The following is a 22,971-nucleotide window of genomic DNA, read 5'->3' on the forward strand; positions in this document are numbered from 1 at the left end:
TGGGCGCTGCTCGCCGCGGTCGGGAAGCCGGGGTTGCCTTTGTTCATGGCGGTGACGACCGGTGGCGACCCCGTTCACCTCCTGGACCTCAGGATGCGGCTCACCTCGGCGGGGGGGAGTAAACGCCGGACCAGCACCGAACGAATGGCGCAGAATACGGCCTCCGGCGCCCAGCGTTCCGCCTCGTCCACGACTCTTCGCAACAGCCGCCGAGTGTCCGCCTCGGTTTGGACGGAGTGGAAGTCGAGGTCGCTTCCGGTTGACTCCGTTCGGTCGGGGGCGTGGCGCCAGGCGTCCTGCAGGTCGCTCCGGGAGAGCCGGGTAAGTACGTAACCGAAGAACTTGTGGTCACGCAGATCAATGGCATAGGCCAGGCTGTGCAGTCGGATCTCGCTTGCGTCGATCTCAACCATGGGCAGGCCCAACTCCTCCCTCAGACCGCGCTGGGCAATGAGGTATGGCGTCGACCGTACGGTGCCGTCGAGTCCAGGACTGAAGTCGCGGGGCGCAGCGTTCTCGCCGACTGCGTTAAAGACCTTGCCGCCGTGCCAGTCACCGCCAGCCCCGATGCTCGTGGTCCGACGGGTGAGCGCGAGGTAGTCCCCGTCCTCGCAGAATACTGAGAGACCGACGCTGAACGGGTTCGGGAATCCGTGGATTGGCTCCGCGCAGTTCGGCTCGCCGGCAATCCCCTTTAGAACTTCCCGTTCCTCCGCATCACCGGTAAGCAGGAGACGGTGGGTGGCCAGAAAACTAAAGTAGCCGTACACGTGCATCTGACAGGCGATGCGGTGGCTTCGGCCCGCGCGGTCGTCCTCGGGCCGGTCACTGACCCGACTGATGCGCAGGGTGGCGATGCCGACCTGTTGCCCGTCTTCGAGGCCGTCGGACAGCCACTGTGGCCTGTGCTGGTCGCGGATGGCCGTCACGCGTGGGTCGTTGATGTCGAAGTCGCCGCCGAGTTCAAGCGTCACTGCATCGTGGTTGAATGTTCCGTCTTCGCCCCAGCCAGCTTGGACCAGTACGAGAGAGCCGAAACGCTCTTCCATGATCCGACTGGCGCGTTCGGCGGCCCGAAAGTGCTGGCGCTTTCGCCACCTCTCGTACCGGCTCTGAGCCGAAGGGTAGGCGACGTTCTGCAGCACCAGCCCAGCGACGGCTCCGGCCGTCACGTCCCACCAGTTCATTTCAACCCTCCGAAGTCTCGCCTGTGGGTCTCTTCCCGACGGTAGGCGGACCCAGCAATGGGTGCTTCGGTTGAGCAAACGCCCCTAGTGTGGCCCAGATCAGGCATCCGCACATGCCGCTAACAAAGCGCGGCGTCCGCGTGCTCGTCACCGTCCGTTCCCACTGTCGTCGGGTCGCTCGCTTCGTATCCGGGCGGCCCTGCGTTAGGCAGACTGCCCCGGCTGACCGCGGGTCGATGTGAGCCGGATCGGGGGAGCAGGTTGGGAGCAGCCGGGTGCACTGGACGGCGTCGAACTGCACTCAACGGCACCGAACGGCACCCAACGGCGTACGCCGCGACCTGCAGTCTTGTGTTTTCGCAGCTCAGAGTGGGCGGAGCGTCCTGTTTCACACAACTGCACTCAACGGCAGCGAACAGCAGTCAACGGCGCTCTATGTCGCCTGGTAGGGGGTTATCCGCAGCTCAAGGCGGTAAGGACCTTATGAGTTTTGATGCCTTGCAGGTGGGTGCAGATTGGGTGCAGCGTGGCGAAGTGGTCACCGTGTCCGAAGTGCTCACTGGCTTTGGGCGGAGAGGGACCGTGAAGTGCGAGGATGCTGGCGAGCGAGTGGCAGTGAACTCCCAGAGAAGACCGAAGTGGTCATCGCCGGTTGCTCCCCCGCCTGCCTGGGTTGCGTCCGCTGGAGTGGTGTACGACTTGCCCGTGATGGGCGTGTTGCGTAGATGAGAGACGGCCATCGCGTCGATCCTTCAAGACGACCAAGTCAGAGAAGGAAGAGAGAACGCGATGGCCGCATCAGAGAGTGTGAACCCTGTTGACCTGCTGCGCGAGCAGATCGAGGGCGCGTCGCCGGACGTGTTGCAGGCGATGATCAAAACGTTCGCGCAGGCGTTGATGTCCGCGGAAGCGGACGCGATCTGCGGTGCCGGTTACGGGCAGCGCAGCGACGAGCGGGTGAACTCGCGTAACGGATACCGGCCTCGGGAGTGGGACACCCGGGCCGGGACGATCGACTTGGCCATCCCCAAGCTGCGCCAGGGCTCGTACTTTCCGGACTGGCTGCTGACCCACCGTCGGCGGGCCGAGCAGGCTCTGGTGTCGGTCGTGGCCACCTCCTATCTGCTGGGGGTGTCGACGCGGCGGGTGGAGAAGCTGGTCGAGCAGCTCGGGATCCGGCAGCTGTCGAAGTCGCAGGTCTCGGAGATGGCCGCCCACCTCGACACCCAGGTCGAGGCGTTTCGCAACCGACCCCTCGACTCAGGCCACTACACGTTCGTGTGGATGGACGCGCTGACGATGAAGGTCCGCGAGCACGGCCGCACCGTCAACGTCCACGCGCTGATCGCTGTCGGCGTCAACGCCGACGGCCAACGCGAAGTCCTCGGCCTCGACGTCGCCTCCGACGAGGACGGCGCCGGCTGGCTGGCGTTCCTGCGGTCGCTGACCGCCCGCGGCCTGACCGGGGTGCGTCTGGTCATCTCCGACGCCCACGCCGGCCTGGTGTCCGCGATCGGCGCGGCCCTGCCCGGCGCTGCGTGGCAGCGCTGCCGGACCCACTACCTGCGCAACCTGCTGACCAAGGTGCCCAAGTCGGCGCAGCCCTGGATCGCCACCCTCGTCCGCACAATCTTCGACCAGCCGGATGCCGACGCCGTCCGAGCCCAGTTCCAGCGGGTCGTGGCCACGATCGAGGCGAAGTTCCCAGCCGCAGCCGAGCACCTCGACGCCGCCAGGGATGACCTCCTCGCGTTCACCGGTTTCCCGCGCGAGATCTGGCGTCAGATCTGGTCGAATAATCCGCAGGAGCGGTTGAACAAGGAGATCCGCCGCCGCACCGACGTCGTCGGGATCTTCCCCAACCGGCCGTCGATCATCCGCCTCGTCGGCGCCGTCCTGGCCGAGCAAACCGACGAGTGGACCGAAGGACGCCGCTACATGGGCCTGGAACTACTCGCCAAAGCCCGCATGGTCACGATCGACACCGACCAACACGTCACCGACCAGACCGACCCCGCCCCGATCGCCGCATAACATCAGACCGGATCCCGCGATGGCCGTCTCTTACACCACTCGCGCGGACGCGACCCCTGCCTGCTGCCGGCTTCTTGTCTTGGGTTCGCCGACGTAAGTCGCCGGGACGATCCTGCATCGATGTGCGGCTCTAGATCCGTCACGGCGGAGTTGGTAGGCAATCCGGCAGTTGAGACTCGAATCCCACTAGCAGCCATCTGACCAGGGCTTCCTGGGCGGTGACCTCTTCGGCAGGGCTTGAAGTGGTCAGGCGAAGCCGCTATGTCGGTGCTCTACCGGACGTCGGCCCTCGTGCAGGGTGTCGGTCTGTTCGGCTAGGACGGCGCCGACGAGGCGGATGATCGCGGGCCGGTTGAGGAAGATCCCGACGACGTCGGTGCGCCGGTGGATCTCTTTGTTCAGCCGTTCCTGCAGGTTGTTGGACCAGATCTGACGCCAGATCTCGCGGGGAAGCCGGTGAAGGTTAGGAGTTCGTCGCGGGCGGCGTCGAGGTGCGCGGGCCGCAGCCGGGAACTTCGCCTCGATCGTGGTCACGACCCGCTGGAACTGGGCTCGGACGATGTCGGTGGCGGGCTGGTCCAAGATCGCGTGGACGAGGGTGGCGATCCACGGATGCGTGGACTGCAGCGCCTTCATCAGCAGGTTGCGCCGGTAGTGCGTGCGGCAGCGCTCACGGTGGGTGAGACGCCTGCCGGTCCCGAGGCCTGTTGTCTGATTTGTCCTCACAGCTTGTGAGGGATCTTTACATCTGTCGATCCGGGTCTCTACAGTTCGGCGACTTCATCACGTGTGATCAACGGGGGACCTGTGGTGACTGCTGCCCGACGTCGTGTCGGTTTGTTCTCGGCCGTTTGTCGACCGTATCGGTGGTGGGCTGCGCTGCTGTCGATGGCCTTGGTCGCCGGCGTTGTGGTGGTGCCGTCTACTGCCGTGTCGGCGGCGACGTCGGCGCCGAAGGAACCGTTGACGGCCAGGGATGCGAGGGCGGCGTCGCGGTTGGCGGAGGAGACCGGTCAGCGGGTAGAGGTCGCCGCAGGGCGTTCGGAGTTGACGCAGGTCTTCGCGTTGCCGGATGGCGGGTTCCAGCAGGAGTCGGCGGTGGTGCCGCAGCGTGCGCGTCGCGCGGACGGGTCGTGGGCGCCGCTGGATCTGTCTCTTACGCGCGGTGGTGACGGGTTGTGGCGGCCGGCGGTGTCGGTGGCTGACGTGCGCTTCTCGGCTGGTGGTAGCGGGCCGATGGCGACGTTGGTACGTCAGGGCAAGAGTTTCAGCCTGTCGTGGCAGGGCGGTGCGTTGCCGGCACCGGCGATCGTCGGGGACTCGGCGACGTATCCGGGTGTGCTGCCGGATGTAGACCTAGTGGTGCGGGCCACGTGGACTGGTTTCTCGCATGTGCTGGTGGTAAAGACCCCGCAGGCGGCGGCTAATCCGACATTGCGTCAGCTGCGCTTCGACGTCGGTGGGGATGCGCGGGCGGTGCGGGTCGGTGACGGGGAGCTGCGGGCCGTCGCCGGCGGCGAGGTGCTGGCGGAATCGGCGGCGGCAACGATGTGGGACTCGACGCCGGGTTCGGCGTCGCGGACGCGGACGGCGGCTCGCATTGCTGGTACAGCGGGGGATGAGTCTACGCCCGCCGGTCCTGGTGACGCTGCGGTGACTGCCCCGGTGCGCACGGAGGTCACCGTCGAAGGGGATATCACGCTGCATCCCGATCAGTCGATGCTGACCAGCGCGGACGTGGTCTTTCCGGTTTTCATCGACCCGCCGTGGTCGACGGGTAAGAGCCGGTGGGCGTACGCGACGAACGACAATTCCTCCAACGGTGACGTGAGTGTTGCCCGTGTAGGCAAGAGCCCGCAGAGCGGGGCGGTGTACCGGTCGTTCTTCGACTTCCCGCTTACGGGCATCGCGAAGAAGTTCATCTCAAAAGCTTACGTGCAGGCGACGTTGGATCACTCTTATTCCTGCGATGACACGATCACCTACCTGTGGCACGCGGGTCCGATCTCGTCGACTCCCCGCACGAAGTGGTCGCCGGTGATGAAGCAGGCGATCGAGAACGCCTATTCGCACGGCAACGAGGCTGACGGGTGCGGCGAGAAGGACCCGGATATGACCGTGAACTTCGAAAGCTCGGTTATTACGAGCAAGATCCAGGACCACGCGGCGAATTCAGCTCCATACATCACGTTGGCGTTGTGCGCGTGCGCGGGTAACGGCAGCGGTGAGACCACCCAGGAGCGGTGGAAGAAGTTCTTCCCGAACAGTGTGAAGCTGATTGTGGACTACAGCTCCTACCCCGGGCAGCCGTACGGGTTGCAGACGACAGGTGCCGCCTGTTCGCCAGGTGTCCGGTCGGTGATCGGCACGTTGGCGCCGACGCTGTCGGGAGTCTTCCCGGACGCGGATGGCACGCAGGCGTTGAGAACGAAGTGGGAGTGGTTGGAGATCCCGGCGTCGGGGACCTACAACGACAGCACTCCGCGTAAGACCGCGCCGACGGGGGCGTCTGTACCGGCCGGTGGCCGGTCTACCACGGCGGCGTTGTCGGGCCTGGTCAACGGCAAGTCGTACGCGTTCCGGGCGATGGCCACCGACCCGGCACCGTACAACCTGGCCAGCGTGTGGTCGGCGTGGTGTGAGTTCAAGACCGACGTGAGTTACCCCGATGTGACCGCGACGGCAACCACGATGCCGGCCGGGCCGGGGGAGAAGGGCGTGTTCACGCTGTCGTCGAACACGTCGACGGTGGTGAAGTTTCGCTACGGCTGGACCTTTCCTCCCACGACGGAGATCACCGCGACGGGCACCGGCGTCCGCACGGCGTCGGTGACCCTGACGGCCCCGAAGTACGGCGAGAACATCCTGTACGTCTCGGCGATCAACTCGGCGCAGACGGAGGGGCAGGGGTCGATGGCGTTCATCGTGGACCGGCCGGCACCGCCGACGAACTGGTGGAAACTTGAGCAAAGTCCAGGTGTCACCCAGACCCAGGCGCTGACAGACGAGCGGGCCGAAGCGACGATCACCACGCCGCTGGCCCTGGCTGGGGTGACCTGGTCCCCGGGCCTGCGGCTGCCGGGGGCGTCGAGCCCGGCGTTCAACGGATCGTCCTCGGCGGTAAATCACCACCAGTCGGTGGTGAACACGACGGAGTCGTTCAGCGTGACCGCGTGGGTGCGCCTGTCGGCGCTGCCGGCCAGCGAGGACAACGTCGCGGTCAGCCAGGACGGCACGAGCGCCGCCGGGTTCCAGCTCGGAGTCCGGATGGCAGGGTCGCCGTTGACGCCGCGGTGGGCGTTTGTCATGAAGGACACCCCGGACCAGGCCAGCACCACCCGCTCCGCAGCTGCAGTCGCCGCGCTGACGTCGGCGGACGTAGGGAAGTGGACGCATCTCGCGGGGGTGTTCGACCGGCCGTCGGGCAAGATGCTGCTCTACGTCAACGGCACCCTCGTCGGTGACGCCGACCGGGCTGCCGCGCCGTGGGCGGCGACCGGGGTCTTCTCGATCGGTCGCGGTTTCAACGCCGCACCGGCCAAGTGGTTCACCGGCTCGATCGCCGACGTGCAGGTCTACGACCGGGTCCTTGTGGCGCAGGACTTCACCGGCAGCCTCGCGACGGACGCATACCCGTTCAACGAGCCCGGCATGGTCAGCGCGCCGAGGACATCGGCGTGGGACTTCAAGAACGCCTACCCCTGCTATGAGGCCAGCACCGACCCGTCCTCTTCGGCCTGCCGGGTGAACGAGGCGGGCGATTACAGCCGACGGCTGGCCCTGACCGACGGCAGCTGGGTCGGCTACGGGCAGCGCAACAAGGCACTCCTGCTGGACGGGACACACTTCGTCGAGGACCCGAGCGACCCGCACTACAACCAGGTGACCCAGGAGTACGGGCGCGCCCAGGACAACCTCGGCGACGAGGCCACCCCAAACTGGAGTGACGGGGCGGTGGTGCGCACCGACGCGTCGTTCACGGTCTCGGCATGGGCGCGGGTGGACGCGGCGACTGGCCGGCAGACGATCCTGTCGCAGGACCACAGCTCCGGCTACAGCGGCTTCGACCTGCAGTTCCGTGACACCTCCGGCGGGCAGTGGGCCTTCACCCTCCGCGCCGGGGCAACCAACACCACCGCCATCACCACCGCCGCAACCACCGCCGTCGATCCGACCGAATGGCATCAACTGACCGGGGTGCTCGACGCCGAGCGCCGGCAGATCCGCCTCTATATCGACGGGGAGCTAAAGGCCACTACGGCGATGGTCTCGGCGTGGCAGCGGTGGAACGCCACCGGCCCGTTCGTCGTGGGCCGCTCCGACCAGCCCACCGGGTTCACCGATTGGCTCACCGGCGGCGTCGACGACGTGGTCGCCTACCAGGGCGCGTTCACCGACGGCGGTGTGCGCGACCTCTACAACATTCAGGTCAACCAGACGGGCGAGGAGTGACCATGCCCGCCGACAAGCCTGTTCACCGCCACGATCAGAAGCCGGCGCCGCGCCGGAGGACCACCCGAGATGGGATGCTCACGGTGCTAACTCTGACCCGCCGCCCCCGCCGCCCCCGCCGCCCCCGCCGGCTTCGTCTGCTGTCTACGACGCGTCGGCTGATCGCGGCGACGGTGACCGCGGTCCTCGGCGCCGGCGTTCTCGCCGTCCCTCCGGCGCAGGCCAAGCCCCGCCCGTCGCTGCCGAGCGTGCGGCCGGAGAAGCTCGACTCCATCGGCGGCCCGGCGAAGCAGAAGGCGCTACCCACCAAGGCGGCCAAGACCGCCACGTGGGACAAGCCGGTGTGGCCGGCGCCGGGCCGCGCCCGAGCCGCCCTGCCGACGGCCACCGCCCGCGCCACCTCCGCCGCTCCAGTACGCGCCGGCAGCCTGCCGGTGCGAGTCTCTCGCGCGGCGACGCCCTCCGGGCGTGCGGTTACCGGCGTGGACGTCGAGGTCCACGACCGCGGAAAGAGCCCCAGCGCGTGGCGTGATGGGCTGTTGCTGACCCTGCGCCCCGACGGCGCCGCCGGGCCGGCGGACGTGGATGTCACCGTCGACTACAAGCCGTTCCGTCATGCCTTCGGCGGCAACTGGTCCTCGCGGCTTAAACTGTGGACTCTCCCGGCGTGCGCCCTGACGATCCCGGTCGCGTCTGAGTGCCGGGCCACGCCGGTCAAGTCCGTCAACTCGGTCGCGGACGGCACCGTGAGCGCGCGGGTGTCCGCAGCTCCGGCCGGGACCGTGATGGCCCTCGCTGCCGGTGCCGCTGGTGTTCAGGGCGACTACTCCGCCACGCCGCTGGCCGCCTCATCCACCTGGTCCTCCGGGGGATCGACCGGCAACTTCACCTGGTCCTACGACATGCGCGTGCCCCCGGCAGCAGGGCTGGCGCCGAAGGTGTCCCTGGCTTACTCCTCGGGTGCCGTCGATGGGCGTTCCAGCGCGGAGAACAGCCAACCGTCGTGGGTCGGCGAGGGCTTCGACTTCTCGCCCGGGTTCATCGAACGCAGCTACGTGCCGTGCAGCGAGGACATGGCCGGCTCGGCCAACAACACGGTAAAGACCGGCGACCTGTGCTGGCGCTCCTACAACGCCACCATGTCCCTCAACGGCGGCGGCAGCGAGCTGGTCTTCGAGGCTGGTAAGGGCTGGCACTCCCGCGACGAGGACGGCTCGAAGATCGAGAAGCTGCCCGGGGCGAGCAACAGCGCCAACGGTGGCGAGCACTGGAAGGTCACCACGACCGACGGCACCCAGTACTTCTTTGGCCTGAACAACCCGCCCGGCCAGAGCGCCGCCACGAACTCCACCTGGACCGTCCCGGTCGCCGGCAACCACACCAACGAGCCCTGCAACGCCGGCACCTTCGCGGCCTCGTTCTGCACCCAGGCGTGGCGGTGGAACCTCGACTACGTCGTCGACCCCCGCGGCAACACCATGTCCTACTGGTACGCCCCGGAGACGAACCGGTACGGCAAGAACAACAAGGCCACCGACAGAGCCGTCTACACCCGCGGCGGCACGCTCAGCCGCATCGACTACGGCACCTGGGACCGTCCGACCGGCCGCTCCATCACCCCGACCGGGCAGGTCACCTTCACCGCCCTGGACCGCTGCGAGTCGAACTGCACCAACCACAGCCCCGGCGTCAGCTGGAAAGACGTCCCCTGGGACCAGGAATGCACCTCCAACGATGCCGACTGCGGCACCAACAACACCCCGACGTTCTGGTCGACCAGGCGATTGGCGAAGGTGACAACTCGGGTCTGGGACACCACCAAGACCACCCCCGCCTGGCAGGACGTCGACTCCTGGACGCTCACCCACACGTACCCGTCGGTCGGTGACGGCAGCGACTACGCCGGCATGTGGCTCGCCTCGATCGTGCACACCGGCCTGGTCAAGAACACCACCGCCACGGGCTCCACCGCCACCACTCCGGACAACCTCGACCCAGTCGTGATGCCGCCGGTGACGTTCGAACCCACGGCCCTGCAGAACCGTGTCCTTGCCTCCCACAACACCACGAACAACCGCAACCGCATCGGCAACATCATCACCGAGACCGGATCCAAGATCCAGGTCACCTACAGCGACCGCGAATGCTCCTCCAGCAACCTGCCCTCCGCCCCGGAGACCAACACCAAACTCTGCTACCCCGTCATCGGCCCCGACCCCTACAACCCGGGCGGATCGGATATCACCGAGTGGTGGCACAAGTATGTCGTCCGGAAGGTCTCCCAGTCCGACATACCGGCAGTCGTTGACGGCTACGACTATCAGGCGCCGGTGCAGAACACCTTCTACGACTACCTCGGCGACCCGGCCTGGCACTACGCCGACGACGACGGACTCATCAAGCCCAAGCGCAAGACCTGGAGCCAGTTCCGCGGCTACCGCACCGTCGAGACCCGCACCGGTGACGCCCCCAGGCAGACCCTGACCCACACCACCTACCTGCAGGGCATGCACGGCGACCGCCTCAACCCCAGCGGCGGCACCCGCACCGTCACCATCGGCGCCTCGCTCGGCACGGAGACCGTCTACGACGAGGACCAGTTCGCCGGCATGATCCGCGAAAAGGTCGTCTACAACGGCACCACCAGCAAGCCGGTCAGCAAGACCGTCAACGTTCCCTGGCGCTCCCCGGAAACCGCGTCTCGTACCATCAACGGCGACATCGTCACCGCCCGCTTCGTCAACACCAAGACCACCTACCAGGGCACCGCGCTCGGCGTTGACGGCCAGGGCGGCTGGCGTACCACCCGCACCCAGTCGACGTTCAACGACACCTACGGCACCGTCGACCGGATCCAGGACGACGGCCAGTGGCCCGCCACCGGCGACGAGCAGTGCACCGAGCTGACCTACAACCGCAACACCAACGCGAACATCACCGGCACGGTCAAGCAGACCACGACCACGGCCCTGGCCTGCGGCACCGCACCGACCAGCACCGCAGACGTCATCTCCGACACCCGTAACAGCTACGACGGCGCCACCAGCCCGAACACCGCACCCACCTACGGGGCGGTCACCAAGGTCGAAAAGCTCAAGGACTGGTCCACGTCCGCCGGCACCACCTGGCAGACCACCGCGCAGAGCACCTACGACGCGTTCGGCCGCATCGCCACCGCCACCGACGCGCGCGGCAACACCACCACGACCACATACACACCGGCCACCGGCCCGATCGCCACCACCACTACCACGGCTCCCGATCCCAACGGCGGAGCCGCATGGAGTAGCACTGCTACTCAAGCCCCCTACTGGGGGTCAGTGGTCAAGGGATTAGACGTCAATGGCCGAATCAATGAGGCTGTTTACGACTCCCTCGGTAGAGTGGCTAAGGTCTGGGCCATCGGCTGGGACCGCAAGAACCGCGAGTCGCGACCTTCGGTCGCCTACACCTATTCCTTCGCGCCGAACCGCGACGCCTACCCCTGGGTGCAGACAAGGACCATCAACGCTGGCAACGGTTTTCTGACCACCTATCAGATCTTCGACGCGCTCTTGCGCCCCCGGCAGACCCAGTCCACCGGCGCTAACGGTGAGCGGGTTATCGCAGATACTCTCTATGATTCATCGGGCAGAGTGTCAGCCTCGTATCCCGCTCATGGGAAAGTTGGTGCACCTTCGGGTGCGCTGTGGGGCCAACCTGAATGGTCTGTCCCCGCAGTAGCTCGAGTCGTTTACGACGATGCATCGCGCCCAACAAGCGAGATTCTTCTCGGCACCGATGGGGTCATCAACCAAGTTGAAAAGTGGCGCACGACAACCGTCTACCTTGGAGACCAGACGAGGGTCACGCCCCCGTCGGGCGGCACGCCAACGACCACGGTTGTGGACGCCCGCGGACGCACTGTCGAACTGAGGCAGCACACGACCAGCCAGGGCGTTACCGGCGCCTACCAGAGCACTAGGTACAGCTACGACCGCAAGGGTCAACTCACCACTGTTGCAGACGCTGATGGCAACGAGTGGGTCTACACCTTCGACGTCAAGGGCCGCCAGATCTCGGCTGAAGACCCTGACCGCGGCACTACCACTAGTACCTACTACGACACTGATGACCTAGCCACTACCACCGACCATCGCGGCGAGGTCCTCGCCTACGAGTACGACAAACTCGGCCGCAAGGTCGGCCTCTACGATGACACCATCTCCCCCGACAAGAAGCGGGCGAGCTGGAAGTTCGACAAGACCGACATCATGTTCGGCGGTGAAGTGGTCCGCGGGCAGGTTACCGAGGCCACTCGCTTCGACCCCCCAGGCTCCACCAACGCCTACAAAATCCGGTACCTCGCTTGGACCAAGCGCTACCAGCCCGGCGCGGTGCAGTACGTCATTCCCCCTACCGAAACCGGCCTCAACACCACTTGGGAGATTGGCTACGGCTACCGGGAACAAGATGGCTCGCCCGAAAGCGTCACCATGCCCGCTGCCGGTGACCTCACCGGCAGTGAAACCATCACCACCACCTACGACTCCACGTCGGGCCTGCCCGTCACCCTCACCACCGGCTCCGCCTACGGGAACAGCTACGTCAGCGGACAGCAGTACACCGCCTATGGCGAACCCACCATGCTCACCCGCAAAAGCAGCGCCGGCAACTACGTCGAAGAGACCAATACCTACGACCTGACCACCCGCCGGCTCACCAACACCTACGTCAAGCCCGAAACCGCAGCCGGCACCGTCTCCAACCGCACCTACAGCTACGACGACGCCGGGAACATCACCTCCATCGCCGACCAACCCGCCGTCGGCACCACCGACACCCAATGCTTCAACCAGGACCCGCTTGGCCGACTCACCAGCGCCTGGACCCCGAAGGTCGGCGTCAACTGCAAGACCGCACCCACGACGGCCAACCTCGGCGGGCCGGCCCCCTACTGGCGCGACTGGACCTTCGACAAGGTCGGCAACCGGCTCACCGAAACCGCCCACACCAGCGCCGGTGACACCAAACGCTCCTACAGCGTCCCGACCGGCGGCAAGAATGTGGTACGGCCCCATGCCGTCATCGCCGTCACCACCGAAGTGCTGGGCCAACCAGATGTCACCACCCGCTACGCCTACGACAACGCTGGCAACACCATCTGTCGCCCCGACGGCGCCGAGGCCAATATATGTCCCACTGGGGGCGCATCGCAGAACCTGGCATGGGACGCGGAGAACCGGCTCTCGCAGATCTCAGGGGGTGCCGCTTCCAGTAGCAACGTCTACGACGCAGATGGTAACCGGCTGATTCATCGTGACTCGACAAGCCGCACTCTCTACCTGCCTGGCATGGAAATTCGATGGAACGGCGCCGCTCGAAACACCACCCGATTCTACGCATTCGCCGATAGGGTAATCGCCTCCCGGACCGCAGTCGGGCTGACGTGGACCTTTTCTGACCATCAGGGAACGCAGTACGCGGCTGTCAGTAACTCAGGCTCTCAAGTAGTCAGTAGGCGGTATCGGGACCCCTACGGCGGCATGCGCGGCTCGAGCCCGTCTTGGCCAAACTCAAGAGGCTATCTCGGGGGAGAGCAAGATTCGTCTGGGCTCACTCACCTCAACGCGCGAGAGTACGATCCGCAACTCGGTCGCTTCCTCTCCGTGGATCCAGTTCAAGACCTGGATTCGCCGCAGCAATGGAATTCGTACGCCTATGCCAACGGTAATCCTATTCTCCTGTCTGACCCGTCGGGCCAATCCCCCTGCATGCCAGGCGAAGACTGCTCAGGATATAAGCCGGGAAACGAAGCGGCGAACCGGGAGAATCGGAAGAAAAACGAGTGTTACCCCTCTTCGTCTTGCGAGACGGCCAAGGCTCCTCGGTGTGGCGGAGGGAACGACTGCGGTTGGCGTGATGGTAAGGGTGCAGCTATCCTGCTAGACGGTGTCGTCATCTCAGCGCCGTCGCCGGTGAAGCTTAGAGAGATTGTCGTTACTGCCGCTCAGTCGTACGGCTGCAAGTCAGTTCAGTGGTGCGATGTAAGTGAACTTGACATCGCTGAACGCGTTTGCATCATCGACCCACAATATTGCAACCTCGATTACGCTGCTGGCGCAATCCTCATCCCTGCAATCGGAAGTTACGGTTATCGAGGCCTGAACGGAAAGGGGACAGCAAAAACCCCCCACACCGCTTTGGTGACGGTTTACGACTCCGAAGGTCGACTCCTGCTTGAGAGAACACTTGTTAGTGGTGAACAAACCCCGGAAGAGAAGAGCCTCGGCAGGAGGAATGGTTCGTCCGCCTCTCACACTGAACACCGGGCGGTCCGGATGGGCGCGCTCTGGCGTCTACCCGAGGGCGCGCAGGTAGTAATTGAAGGAACATTGTCGCCCTGCTCTAGATGTAAGGCTGCAATGAACACCTATACAAGGCAGTCGGGCTTCGTAGTTGAGTATCGTTGGGGCGATAGCCAATGGCGCTCAGGCGGCGGCCAGGGCTATCGAATGGGGGGAGCGAACTTCAGGTTGATTACTCAATGGGCGAGGATCAATGGTGGAGGATGATCCCGTCAACTCCTCCGGTTGAGTATGGGAAGCAGTGTGTTATCCTGCCGTCTCCTGCAGGTGTCAGTGTCATCCAAGGAGGCGACCGAAATGGGACCGAAAGAGCATCGAGTGTTTCAGGCTGCTTTGGTCAGGCTGGATATTGGTCGCGAGGTTGCCGCACGCGCCGAAGTGCTTGAGGGGTTGAGACAGCGCCTTTCTTCCCAGGGAGTGACGGCTGCAGGCGGCACGTCGGGGCAACCAGTGTCCGTGCGAGTGGCTTCTGAGTCGGACTTGCGAGATCTCACCGAAGGAGTTCTTTCTTGGGCGGCAGATACAAGAAATGACGCCTCGCTTGTCATTACCGGAACTGGCATGCCACCGGGGGAGCAGACTAAGCTATACCAGTTGTCGGGGAGCTTCGCTGCAAGCGTGATTCCGGAAGCCATCGCGGAGGCCGCAGGGCTTCTTTCGCTAGGCTAGAACGCTCCTAGTTTCCGGCAAGCTAGAAACGTTGAGGTTTAATGCGACAATCGGTTCTTCGATACGTTGACGAGGACGACGATGGAGTGTACACCCTCACGCTCTACTCTGCTTCGGATGAGGACTTTGCCCTGTCGTTTATGGAATGCACCCAGGAGGGGGCGACGGACCCTCAGGAAATCGCCTTGAAGATGGATACGTATTGCGTTGTCGCCGACCCAGGCCAGCGAGCAAGCTACGGTCAGGTATACGAGTGTGAGTTGTCAGATGATGCCCTCTCATTAAGTCTTAGCGAAGCGGGTTCCAGTGAGCTTGGCCTCCCTCGGAGGGTTCACTTCCCGCTTCGAATGGAACCATCGACGCTGGCTGCAACTAAGGCGGGGATTCGCAGGGTTTTAACCTCCGGACGTCGCTCGGCGCTCCCTCGCCTATCCCTCTAGCGCATTGATGTTCTTTGCCCGTCCGATTGGTTCGGTGAGCTCGGCCGGTGCGCGAAAGGAGTGATGCGAAAGGTGTGAACGAAGCTGAGTCGCTAACCCAACGGGTTCGGGTTCGGCTCAATTGCTCGAGCTGGTCAGGGGGGATGGGCCAATGAACGCGGGGTCCTCGAAGCCCAGGTCGCGCATCTTCCCGCCGGAGAAGACCACCATGATTTCGTCGCCGGGGATGAAGACGCCCTGCTGGTCGGGCAGCTGCGGGATGGCAGCGACGAACCAGATCGAACCTGCGGCGAAATCCAGGCGCAACGCGACAGGCACGTCGACCGAATGCGCCGGCACGGCGATGCTGCCGTCCGCCCGCCGGCTCGGCCCGATCTGGAACTGCTCCCAGCGGCAGGCCGTGCTGTACACCCTTGATCCGAGAAGTGGAGCCCAGCGACTCTGGCCCTCGACATCCGGGCCGACGCGGGCCGGACCGGAATCGCCGAGGACGAGGTGATGCCCGATCGGCTCGTGGAAGACCTCGACGCCATAGGGGTAGAACGTGTCGGCCCAGGTCATGGTCACGGCGCCGAGGTCGGTGCCGAGTTGCACGCCTATGACGGCATGATGCCAGTCGCCATAGTCCCATGGCGCGCGTTCCGGGCCGAAGTTGTGCACGTCCCAGTAGTCGACCGACGTCAGGCGCCGCCCCCGCAGGTCGCGCAACGCGCCCTCGAAACGGCCGCGCAGACCATCAACCCCGCGCACCTTTCCCACCGACCGATCATCGCTGGTCATACCTGTGACCGCATCGTCTTTAGTTCGATCCTGTATCGCTACGCCGGCCGCTCATGCTGCGAAGCGCTCGTCACCCAAGTGCCGTCGGCGCCGTTCGACGGCGTGCGGATGCGCCGATGAGTGGATATCCGGTGACCCTGCCGCGGCAGTGATCACACCTGTGGGCAGGATACTCATACTGGGGCTTATGGCCCCGGATGTTTCGTCGGTTGACGCTGTGCTGCGCTTCGCCGCTGCCCTGCACGGGATACGTGGTCGGCTGCTCGCCGACTTGTCTCCCGTCGCAGACATCGCGGATCTTCTGGCAGCGGTCCGGTCGCGCCGGGAGTTGCCCCGGGAGGGCCTCACCCGTAGCGGCATCGAGTACACCGTCCACGGCGCGGGGTGCCGGATGATCGGTTCCGACGGCAGGGAGGTCGACGTCGATCTGGTCACCGATCCGCTGCTCGGGCGCGAGGTCGAAGCATTCGATGCTTGGCGAATTCGCTGGTTCCTCGACCAAGCCATTGACAACGGCCACAGCAATGAGGACATCGTCGTGGCCTGCACCCAACTTGTTCGAGAGGGTTACCTACGCAAGGTGGTTGAAGGCCGCTGGTTCGCGCTGCCTGACGCTCCAGGCGGCCCAGCGTGAGTTACCCACACATGGCAATCCACCGCCGTCCGTCTTGAAGCATCGCACCTCGCAGGTATACGGATCTGCCGCTGGTGGTGTGCGTCGAAGTCTTGTGGGGGCCGCTCGGAGCACCGACGATAGTTACATGATCATCGACAGCTTGCCAAGTCCCGTCTGCGCTCCTCCGGGTGCTGCAGCAGGGTCGGTGGGTAGCTCCAGACCGCTCGTCGTCGACGTACCGGGAAGTCTTCGGTGATGACGCCGTAGCCCCGCAGCTCCTTCCCTTGAGTCGGATGACGGCCAACAGGAGCTGGCTCGATGACATCCCTGAGGACTATCGCGGGTTCTACCTCGGTCAACCGGACCAGCAGAGCCCGCCCGGCGACGTAGATCCCGACCGGTCTCTCCTGATCGGTGACCTCGGACCTGACCAGCCGTTTGCGTTGGACTACAGACCTTCGTCGGCCGCACCGTCGGTGATCTACCTCAGCACAGCGGCGGACTGGATCGAGGTTGCGCCCAACATCGAGATGCTGATCGAACGCCTCGGGATCTAGCTGTGCCGAGGTATCCCTCTGCTCTTCTGCCGCCGACCGGGCGCAACGTTCGGTCGCGCCTACCGTATGCGTGATGGCGTGCAGTTGGCCGGGCATTCGTTAGGTGCCGAACCCGCCGCACAGGTAGTACAGGCTCGTGGCCAGTCCCAATATCCAGCCAGCCACGAGGCCAGACGATGACCCACGGCCGAGCCGTCTGGACAGCGCGAAGCAGCTGCCCAGCAACACCAGCTGCGCAATGCCGTACGTGAGTAGGCCGAAGAAGAGCGCCGCGAATCTCCCGCCGGCATCCAAGTCCGCATTCGGGCCGCCATCAGCGGCGGTGGCCAGGGCAATCGTGAACCCAACAGCAAGGCCGTGCCCAGCGAGGGCAACGACCGCTCCGGCAACCATCGGCCTGGTGATCGTCACCGCCGGAGCGTGACATACGTCGAAGGAACTGGACTACCTCAGCTCGAACGATGTACGAAACCGCCTCGCACAGCCGCCAGACGGAGCCGCACTGATCTGCCGCCGTCCGAGGGCCTGGCTAAAGATCAATGGCTCCGGGGCGGCATGGCGCGGTGGCCGGCTTCAATCGTGGCCGACGTCGGGGTTCGCCGAGATCGTTCGGCAACCGACCGAGGCAGCCCGGGCAGACGCGAAGCCAGCCCGGACGAGGTCACGCAGCACCCGCTCCGACGCGGCGGCCCGGCAGATCGGTCAGTGCTCGCCGTCTCCCACCTCCCGCCAGGCAACCAGACGCTCGGCCATGGGCTTGGTGTCGGCGCCCTCGGGCGACATGCCGAAGTGACTGCGGATCTCCTCGTCGAGGTACTCCCGAATCTCGTTGCTGTCCGCTCCACCGGCCAGCCTCGTCAACAGCGACGAGAGCATGCAGTCGTACTCGTCGACGTTGGTCTCCGGATCGAAGACACCGATGAAATCCCACTCGTTGAGCAATCGTCGCAACTCGTCCGCCCGCTCGTACATGCGGCGATGATCGCATGTCGGACGGCACACAGCCCGCCGTCGACCAGCAGAGGCCCGTGCACTCCTTTGCCGCACCGTGGGTGTGGGAACTCGGCCGGTGGCCTGACGCGGCTTTCGGTCGGAGGCGGTGTCCTGGATACGCTGCGCGTCATGCCCTACGTGCCGGATCTCAATGCGGTGTTGACCGCCGGGTATCGCGTCGAGAGCGATGGGGTCACCTACCGTGTCGAGCCGTACGAGCTTGGGCCGGTGATGCTGCCGTCCGGCAAGGTCGTGGGGTGTGATCCGCTGGTGGCACACGCCACTCCTTTCGTTGGCTCGGTGGCGCCCGGCAGGTATCGGCTGCGGGCTTGGGTGGCGCTGGTGCATGCCGACGGCGGCGAGGGGCAGCGACGGATCACCGCCTTGCAGTTGACGGTGGTGGACGAACCGCTCGCGGCGTGGAGCATGGCCCTGCTCCCAGGCCAGGACATCGCCTCACTCGGCGACGAGGACTTCTTCGGGTACGCGGTCGACGCGGGTACCGGGACGCTCGCCGACCAGGTCGCCCTCGAGGCACTGCGCGAGTGGGACTTCGAGAGGATCGACGAGGTCTTCATTCCGGCGCAGGTTCCGGACGACCCGATCGACGCCGTCGTTTCCGCGGTAGCGGAGGAGCGGACCGGAGCCAACGTGTACGTCGTCGGCTCGGGATGGGGCGACGGCGTGTACGCAACGTATGTAGGTCACACCGCGGACGGGCGCATCGCCAGCTTCGTCACCGATTTCCGCGTCGTGCCGCTCGAATAGCCTCCATGACATCGCCCCGAGGCCACGACTCGCGGGCGCACCACCCAGGATCGGGCGCACGCTCATGCCGCCGACCGTGCACGGCGCCTCAGGGTATCGATCCTGATGAGCAGACGCGGTCCCCGCGCCGGGGATCGGGGGTTCGCGAGGTCTGGATCGTGCCAGCCGGGCAGCCGCCGGCTGTGTCGTGCCGAGATTGGGGGAGCGGGATGGGAGCAGACGGGTGCACTGAAGGGCGTTGAACAGCGTCCAACTGCCCTGAACGGCATCCAACTGCACCCCACCCCGACCTGCGCCCTCTCGTTTCCGCAGGTCAGACTCGGTGCAGCGTCCTGTTTCACACAACTGCACTCAACGGCAGTGAACAGCAGTCAACGGCACTCTATGTCGCCTGGTAGGGGAGTATTCGCATCTCAAGGCGGCAAGGACCTTGTGAGTTTTGATGCCTTGTAGGTGGGTGCAGATTGGGTGCAGCGTGGCGAAGTGGTCACCGTGTCCGAAGTGCTCACTGGCTTTGGGGTGGAGAGGGGACCGTGACCTGCGACGATGCTGGCGAGCGAGTGGCAGTGAACTCCCAGAGAACGCCGAAGAGGTCACCGACTCGATGGGTCTACGCGAGCCAAAGCATCGCCGCGACGATGACTGGTTGTCGGGCTTCAGTCCGTGGCGCCCTGCGGCACGCAAACCTGACCGATCTGGCGTCGCAGCTTGGCGAACTGCCCGGCGTAGGCGAGGGCGCTGTCACCGATGCGCCTCACCCGTACAGCCCCGGGCTTCCGGGCACCTGCAGGAGTCCGGTCGGTGCGGTACCTGCGGCGGGTTCCCCGAGCCGTACTTCGGCGGCGCTTCTTGCCTTGACACGGTTGATGGTGCTAGGCCTCGTTCCCGGCCGATGCGAGCCGCTCTTTCGCCGACCGATGTCATCGACGAGTTCGTCTGGCAGTCAATCGCAGACCTGCCCGTGCCTGAGGTGGTCGCCTTCAGTCGCTCGTGGCACCTACTGGCCTAGAACTGGCTCTGCCGCTGGTCGCCGCGCCAGGCGCTTCGCGACGTCTGACCTGTCCTGCCACCGGGTACCTGCGGGCGACAAACATCAACGGGCACGGCTTGCGGAAACCCCGCTGACGTTCAAGCGTGGTGTCCGTCCATACGAGTCCGGGCTAGGGCAGAGTTGCTGCCATGACGACGACGGTCGACCCGGCGGCCTTGCCAGAGGGCGTGTACAGCGACGGCACCTACTTGTGGCGCGCAAAGCCTGGAGCCACCTCTACTTTCGGAGAGAGCGTCGCGGCCCGGGAACTCTTCATCGACCTACACGCAGATGAGTTCTGGAACCCGTGGCGTATGGAGGAGCAGGCGGCCGAGCTCGAGCGGGCCGAGCGGATCATGCGGGAATGGGAGCGGGCCGAGCCTGGCTTTCGACGCAAGACCAAGCGCCAGCTCGATGCCGAGATGGTTCGGTGGGACCGAGAGTTCGAGCGGAAGCGCGCGAAACGCGAGCAGCAGCGCCAGGACAACCTCAAGCGCTACGACCCCGAACGGGAGCAGGCACGTCTTGCCTTGCTTGAGCATCAGTGCGCCTTGGCGTATGGGACCGAGGAGCTGGCGAAAATGCGCTCCGGCGAGGCCTTCCCCGCCATGGACGCGAATCGCCGAGCACATCGGGTCACCGAACTCGAGACGGCGGTGGCAGGACACCAGTCTGCGATCGACCAGCTTGCCCCCGTCGTGGGCGACCCCGAGGACGTCGTGGATGCGAACGGATACCTTCCCCACGACCGGCGCCGCTCCACGCTGTTCCACTACCGCGAGCGGCGCATCGCCGAGGTCCGTCAGATGCGTGACGAGCTGCCCAAGTTGCAGGCGCAAATCAAGGCGACCGAGGACAGGCAGGAGCGGTCCAAGCTCAAGGCCCGCCACGACGTCATGAGGTGGCGACTGGACAAGCTGCTCGCCGTGCCGCGGCTGGAAGCCGAGGACATGTGTGCCGACTGTCCGACGCCCGCCAACAAGCACGGGTACGTCACCCCTCCGTTCGACGGCCCCTGTCCAGCGTGGCCGGCCTGGAATGCGCGCATGAAGGAGGCGCGGGCGATGCGCGCGCGCATGGCGGAGGCCAACCGGGCGCGCAAAGCCATCCCGGCGCCCCCGAAGCCCGAGCCGCTGGCCGTGATGCCGTCCGGGTTGCCGATAGCGCAGATCGTGCAGCGCCTTCAGGAACTGCAGCAGCAGTATCCAGACGCTGAGGTTCGCCGCGGCCGAGCAAATCGGTGGGAATTGTGGCCTGCCAGCGGCAACGAGTGAACAGCCACGAAGGACAGAGGCCCCGTACGACGCTGAGCCGCACCAGGGGGTTTTCGGCCCCGCGTCCGCCTCGAGGACATCCAGGACCAACTCGGCCACATCGACGTGCGCAGCAACCCGCCGCTGCGACCACGGCGGTGCCCGCCTCGAGCGAGCCCCCACCTGCACCCTCGCTAGCTACTGGTTGAGGCAGAGGCCACCGCCGCGCACCTCGACGAGCTGGCCGACCTCGCCGAGGCCGGCCAGCGCCCGCCGAAGCCCGCCAAGTGGGGCAGGGCGGCGCGCTGCTCCTCGTCCGGCCGATGCCGGCTGTCGTCTTGGGTTCGCTGACGCCAGCCGAGCGTCTTGCTTTATCGCTGCTTCAGGGCACGGCAACCAGCAAGCAGCTGGCATACCCTTACGGCGCGAGCCGAGGTTGATGTCGCGGTGCGAGCCGGGATGCTATCGGAGGTATTCGGTGCGGTGGCTTCTGCAGTGCAACCCGGCCAGGTGGCGCATCCATGACTTCGTATCAGATGGGCATGAGGTGAAGGCCTGGACGGTAGCTCGGCACCTCGGCGACATCCGTCCTGATGATGATGTGGCTCTCTGGTTGACCGGAAGCGCCGGTGGGCTGGCGGCGGTGGGCCACACCACCGGCGCGCCGGCGCCGGTGGCGGCTGGACGAGTCAATGACGCCTACTACGTGGAGCCGCCCGATCCTATCGTCGTCCGGTGGGCGGTACCGGTCCGGCTGACGCGAGTCTTCCTGGATCAGCCGGTGCCCCGCGCGGCACTCGTCGACGATGGGGACTTCGCCGGCAGCGCGATCCTCACGCGGCCTTGGTCGAGCAATCCGTTTCCCCTGACAGACCGGCAATGGCTGGCCATCGTTCGACACTCTTTCGGCAGAGGCGCCTCGGCAAATGGTCAGCTGCCCGCGGAGGCGTTGACCGGCACGATCGACCTCCTACGCCGCCTGGTCGGGCAGCCGCTAACCACAGCGTCAGGCCGCACCAACACGGTTGTCGGAGTGCTCCCGCCCCATGCGATTGTTGCCACTGAGCGCAGCCCCGAAGGGCAGCCCGTGCCGATCGCCTGGGTCGATGATGCGCTCGGGCGCCTCGTGCGCGACGGGCGCGTAGAGATCCATCCGCGCACCAGCAGCTATCGCAGCGCGTTCATCGGAGCGGTGCTACTCACCCTGCCTGGCACCCGGGCGTCCGGTAGCCCACCCGTGATCACCCTCGACGCTCCACCACACGTCGGTACAACCACGCCGCTCACCTTCGAAGGCGACCTCGAGCAGCCGGGCCTCGCCAGTCACCGCGGCGAACAGGCCTTGCTGCGCCAATGCCTCCTCGGCTCAGCCACCGAGGCGGCATGCGCGATCTGCGGTGAGACCTATCCGGTCCGCTTCCTGCGCGCCGCCCACATCAAGAAGCGCTCCGTCTGTATGGAACAGGAGGCACGGGACCTCGATCACATCGCCATGCCGGCATGCCTGTTCGGGTGCGATGCACTCTTCGAGGCCGGCTACATCGCGGTTGATCCCACCGGGCACGTGATCGTCACCGACGAGCCGGGCCATCCGCCCGGGCTGCGTGAGAAGTTGGGCAAGTTGGCCGGCCAGCGAGTGGAAGCCCACACAGCCTCCAGCGCTGCCTACTTCGCCTGGCACCGCGACAACACTTTCCGCCGCCAAGGCGAACGTTCGTCGGCGACGACCAGCTACGTGCACCGGACCAAGACCGAGGGCCACCGTCGGCAGAGATCGCCGCTCGACCGGTAGGTGGGCGCTTATCTCCGCGTTCGGGTCCTACCTACTTCTGAGAGAGCATACGG

13 protein-coding genes and 1 pseudogene are annotated in these 22,971 nt (G+C 65.6%); 9 read left to right on the forward strand and 5 right to left on the reverse strand.

Features of this window, described 5'->3' with window-relative positions; genetic code table 11:
* Nucleotides 1–74: 74 nt before the first annotated feature.
* Entirely contained in the window at nucleotides 75–1,187 is a 1,113-nt protein-coding gene (locus tag ACQP26_RS09470; protein ID WP_433495483.1) for a hypothetical protein, read from the reverse strand.
* 789 nt (nucleotides 1,188–1,976) lie between these two features.
* On the opposite strand from ACQP26_RS09470, the gene ACQP26_RS09475 reads away from it, so the two are divergent.
* Nucleotides 1,977–3,221, forward strand: coding sequence for an IS256 family transposase (locus ACQP26_RS09475; protein ID WP_046563349.1), 1,245 nt, complete (start codon nucleotides 1,977–1,979; stop codon nucleotides 3,219–3,221).
* A 279-nt stretch (nucleotides 3,222–3,500) separates the two neighbouring features.
* On the opposite strand, the pseudogene ACQP26_RS09480 reads toward ACQP26_RS09475, so the two are convergent.
* Nucleotides 3,501–3,857, reverse strand: a pseudogene (locus tag ACQP26_RS09480) (transposase); the annotation flags it as partial.
* Nucleotides 3,858–4,109: 252 nt separating this feature from the next.
* Here ACQP26_RS09480 and ACQP26_RS09485 point away from each other — a divergent pair.
* The 3 genes from ACQP26_RS09485 to ACQP26_RS09495 all read left to right on the forward strand — a co-directional run bounded on the left by ACQP26_RS09485 (nucleotide 4,110) and on the right by ACQP26_RS09495 (nucleotide 15,129).
* On the forward strand, nucleotides 4,110–7,673 hold the full coding sequence (locus tag ACQP26_RS09485) for a LamG domain-containing protein (RefSeq protein ID WP_433495484.1): 3,564 nt from the start codon (nucleotides 4,110–4,112) through the stop codon (nucleotides 7,671–7,673).
* A 2-nt stretch (nucleotides 7,674–7,675) separates the two neighbouring features.
* Complete coding sequence (locus ACQP26_RS09490; protein WP_433495485.1) at nucleotides 7,676–14,227, forward strand: RHS repeat-associated core domain-containing protein; 6,552 nt, start codon at nucleotides 7,676–7,678, stop codon at nucleotides 14,225–14,227.
* Nucleotides 14,228–14,829: 602 nt separating this feature from the next.
* Nucleotides 14,830–15,129 (forward strand): Imm10 family immunity protein, encoded by a 300-nt coding sequence (locus ACQP26_RS09495; RefSeq protein ID WP_433496115.1) that lies wholly within the window; start codon nucleotides 14,830–14,832, stop codon nucleotides 15,127–15,129.
* 117 nt (nucleotides 15,130–15,246) lie between these two features.
* Here ACQP26_RS09495 and ACQP26_RS09500 read toward each other — a convergent pair whose 3' ends face one another.
* On the reverse strand, nucleotides 15,247–15,909 hold the full coding sequence (locus ACQP26_RS09500; protein ID WP_433495486.1) for a hypothetical protein: 663 nt from the start codon (nucleotides 15,907–15,909) through the stop codon (nucleotides 15,247–15,249).
* 187 nt (nucleotides 15,910–16,096) lie between these two features.
* Here ACQP26_RS09500 and ACQP26_RS09505 point away from each other — a divergent pair, with 187 nt between their 5' ends.
* On the forward strand, nucleotides 16,097–16,543 hold the full coding sequence (locus tag ACQP26_RS09505) for a DUF6896 domain-containing protein (protein ID WP_433495487.1): 447 nt from the start codon (nucleotides 16,097–16,099) through the stop codon (nucleotides 16,541–16,543).
* Nucleotides 16,544–16,818: 275 nt separating this feature from the next.
* Complete coding sequence (locus ACQP26_RS09510; RefSeq protein WP_433495488.1) at nucleotides 16,819–17,082, forward strand: hypothetical protein; 264 nt, start codon at nucleotides 16,819–16,821, stop codon at nucleotides 17,080–17,082.
* A 99-nt stretch (nucleotides 17,083–17,181) separates the two neighbouring features.
* On the opposite strand, the gene ACQP26_RS09515 is transcribed toward ACQP26_RS09510, so the two are convergent.
* Nucleotides 17,182–17,493 carry a hypothetical protein gene (locus ACQP26_RS09515; protein ID WP_151013635.1) on the reverse strand — a complete coding sequence of 104 codons (312 nt, stop codon included), beginning with the start codon at nucleotides 17,491–17,493 and terminating at the stop codon, nucleotides 17,182–17,184.
* Nucleotides 17,494–17,784: 291 nt separating this feature from the next.
* Nucleotides 17,785–18,054, reverse strand: a complete 270-nt coding sequence (locus ACQP26_RS09520; RefSeq protein ID WP_433495489.1) for a hypothetical protein — start codon at nucleotides 18,052–18,054, stop codon at nucleotides 17,785–17,787.
* Nucleotides 18,055–18,204: 150 nt separating this feature from the next.
* On the opposite strand from ACQP26_RS09520, the gene ACQP26_RS09525 reads away from it, so the two are divergent.
* The 3 genes from ACQP26_RS09525 (at nucleotide 18,205) to ACQP26_RS09535 (ending at nucleotide 22,918) form a co-directional block, all read left to right on the forward strand.
* Nucleotides 18,205–18,843 carry a DUF4241 domain-containing protein gene (locus ACQP26_RS09525; RefSeq protein ID WP_433495490.1) on the forward strand — a complete coding sequence of 213 codons (639 nt, stop codon included), beginning with the start codon at nucleotides 18,205–18,207 and terminating at the stop codon, nucleotides 18,841–18,843.
* A gap of 1,179 nt (nucleotides 18,844–20,022) precedes the next feature.
* Nucleotides 20,023–21,147: a hypothetical protein gene (locus ACQP26_RS09530; protein WP_433495491.1), complete on the forward strand. Its 1,125-nt coding sequence runs from the start codon at nucleotides 20,023–20,025 to the stop codon at nucleotides 21,145–21,147.
* Between the two features lie 526 nt (nucleotides 21,148–21,673).
* Nucleotides 21,674–22,918 (forward strand): hypothetical protein, encoded by a 1,245-nt coding sequence (locus ACQP26_RS09535; RefSeq protein ID WP_433495492.1) that lies wholly within the window; start codon nucleotides 21,674–21,676, stop codon nucleotides 22,916–22,918.
* Nucleotides 22,919–22,971 lie beyond the last annotated feature (53 nt).

This window comes from Micromonospora sp. CA-248089 (genome assembly GCF_050948515.1).
In the GTDB taxonomy this organism is placed as follows: domain Bacteria; phylum Actinomycetota; class Actinomycetes; order Mycobacteriales; family Micromonosporaceae; genus Micromonospora.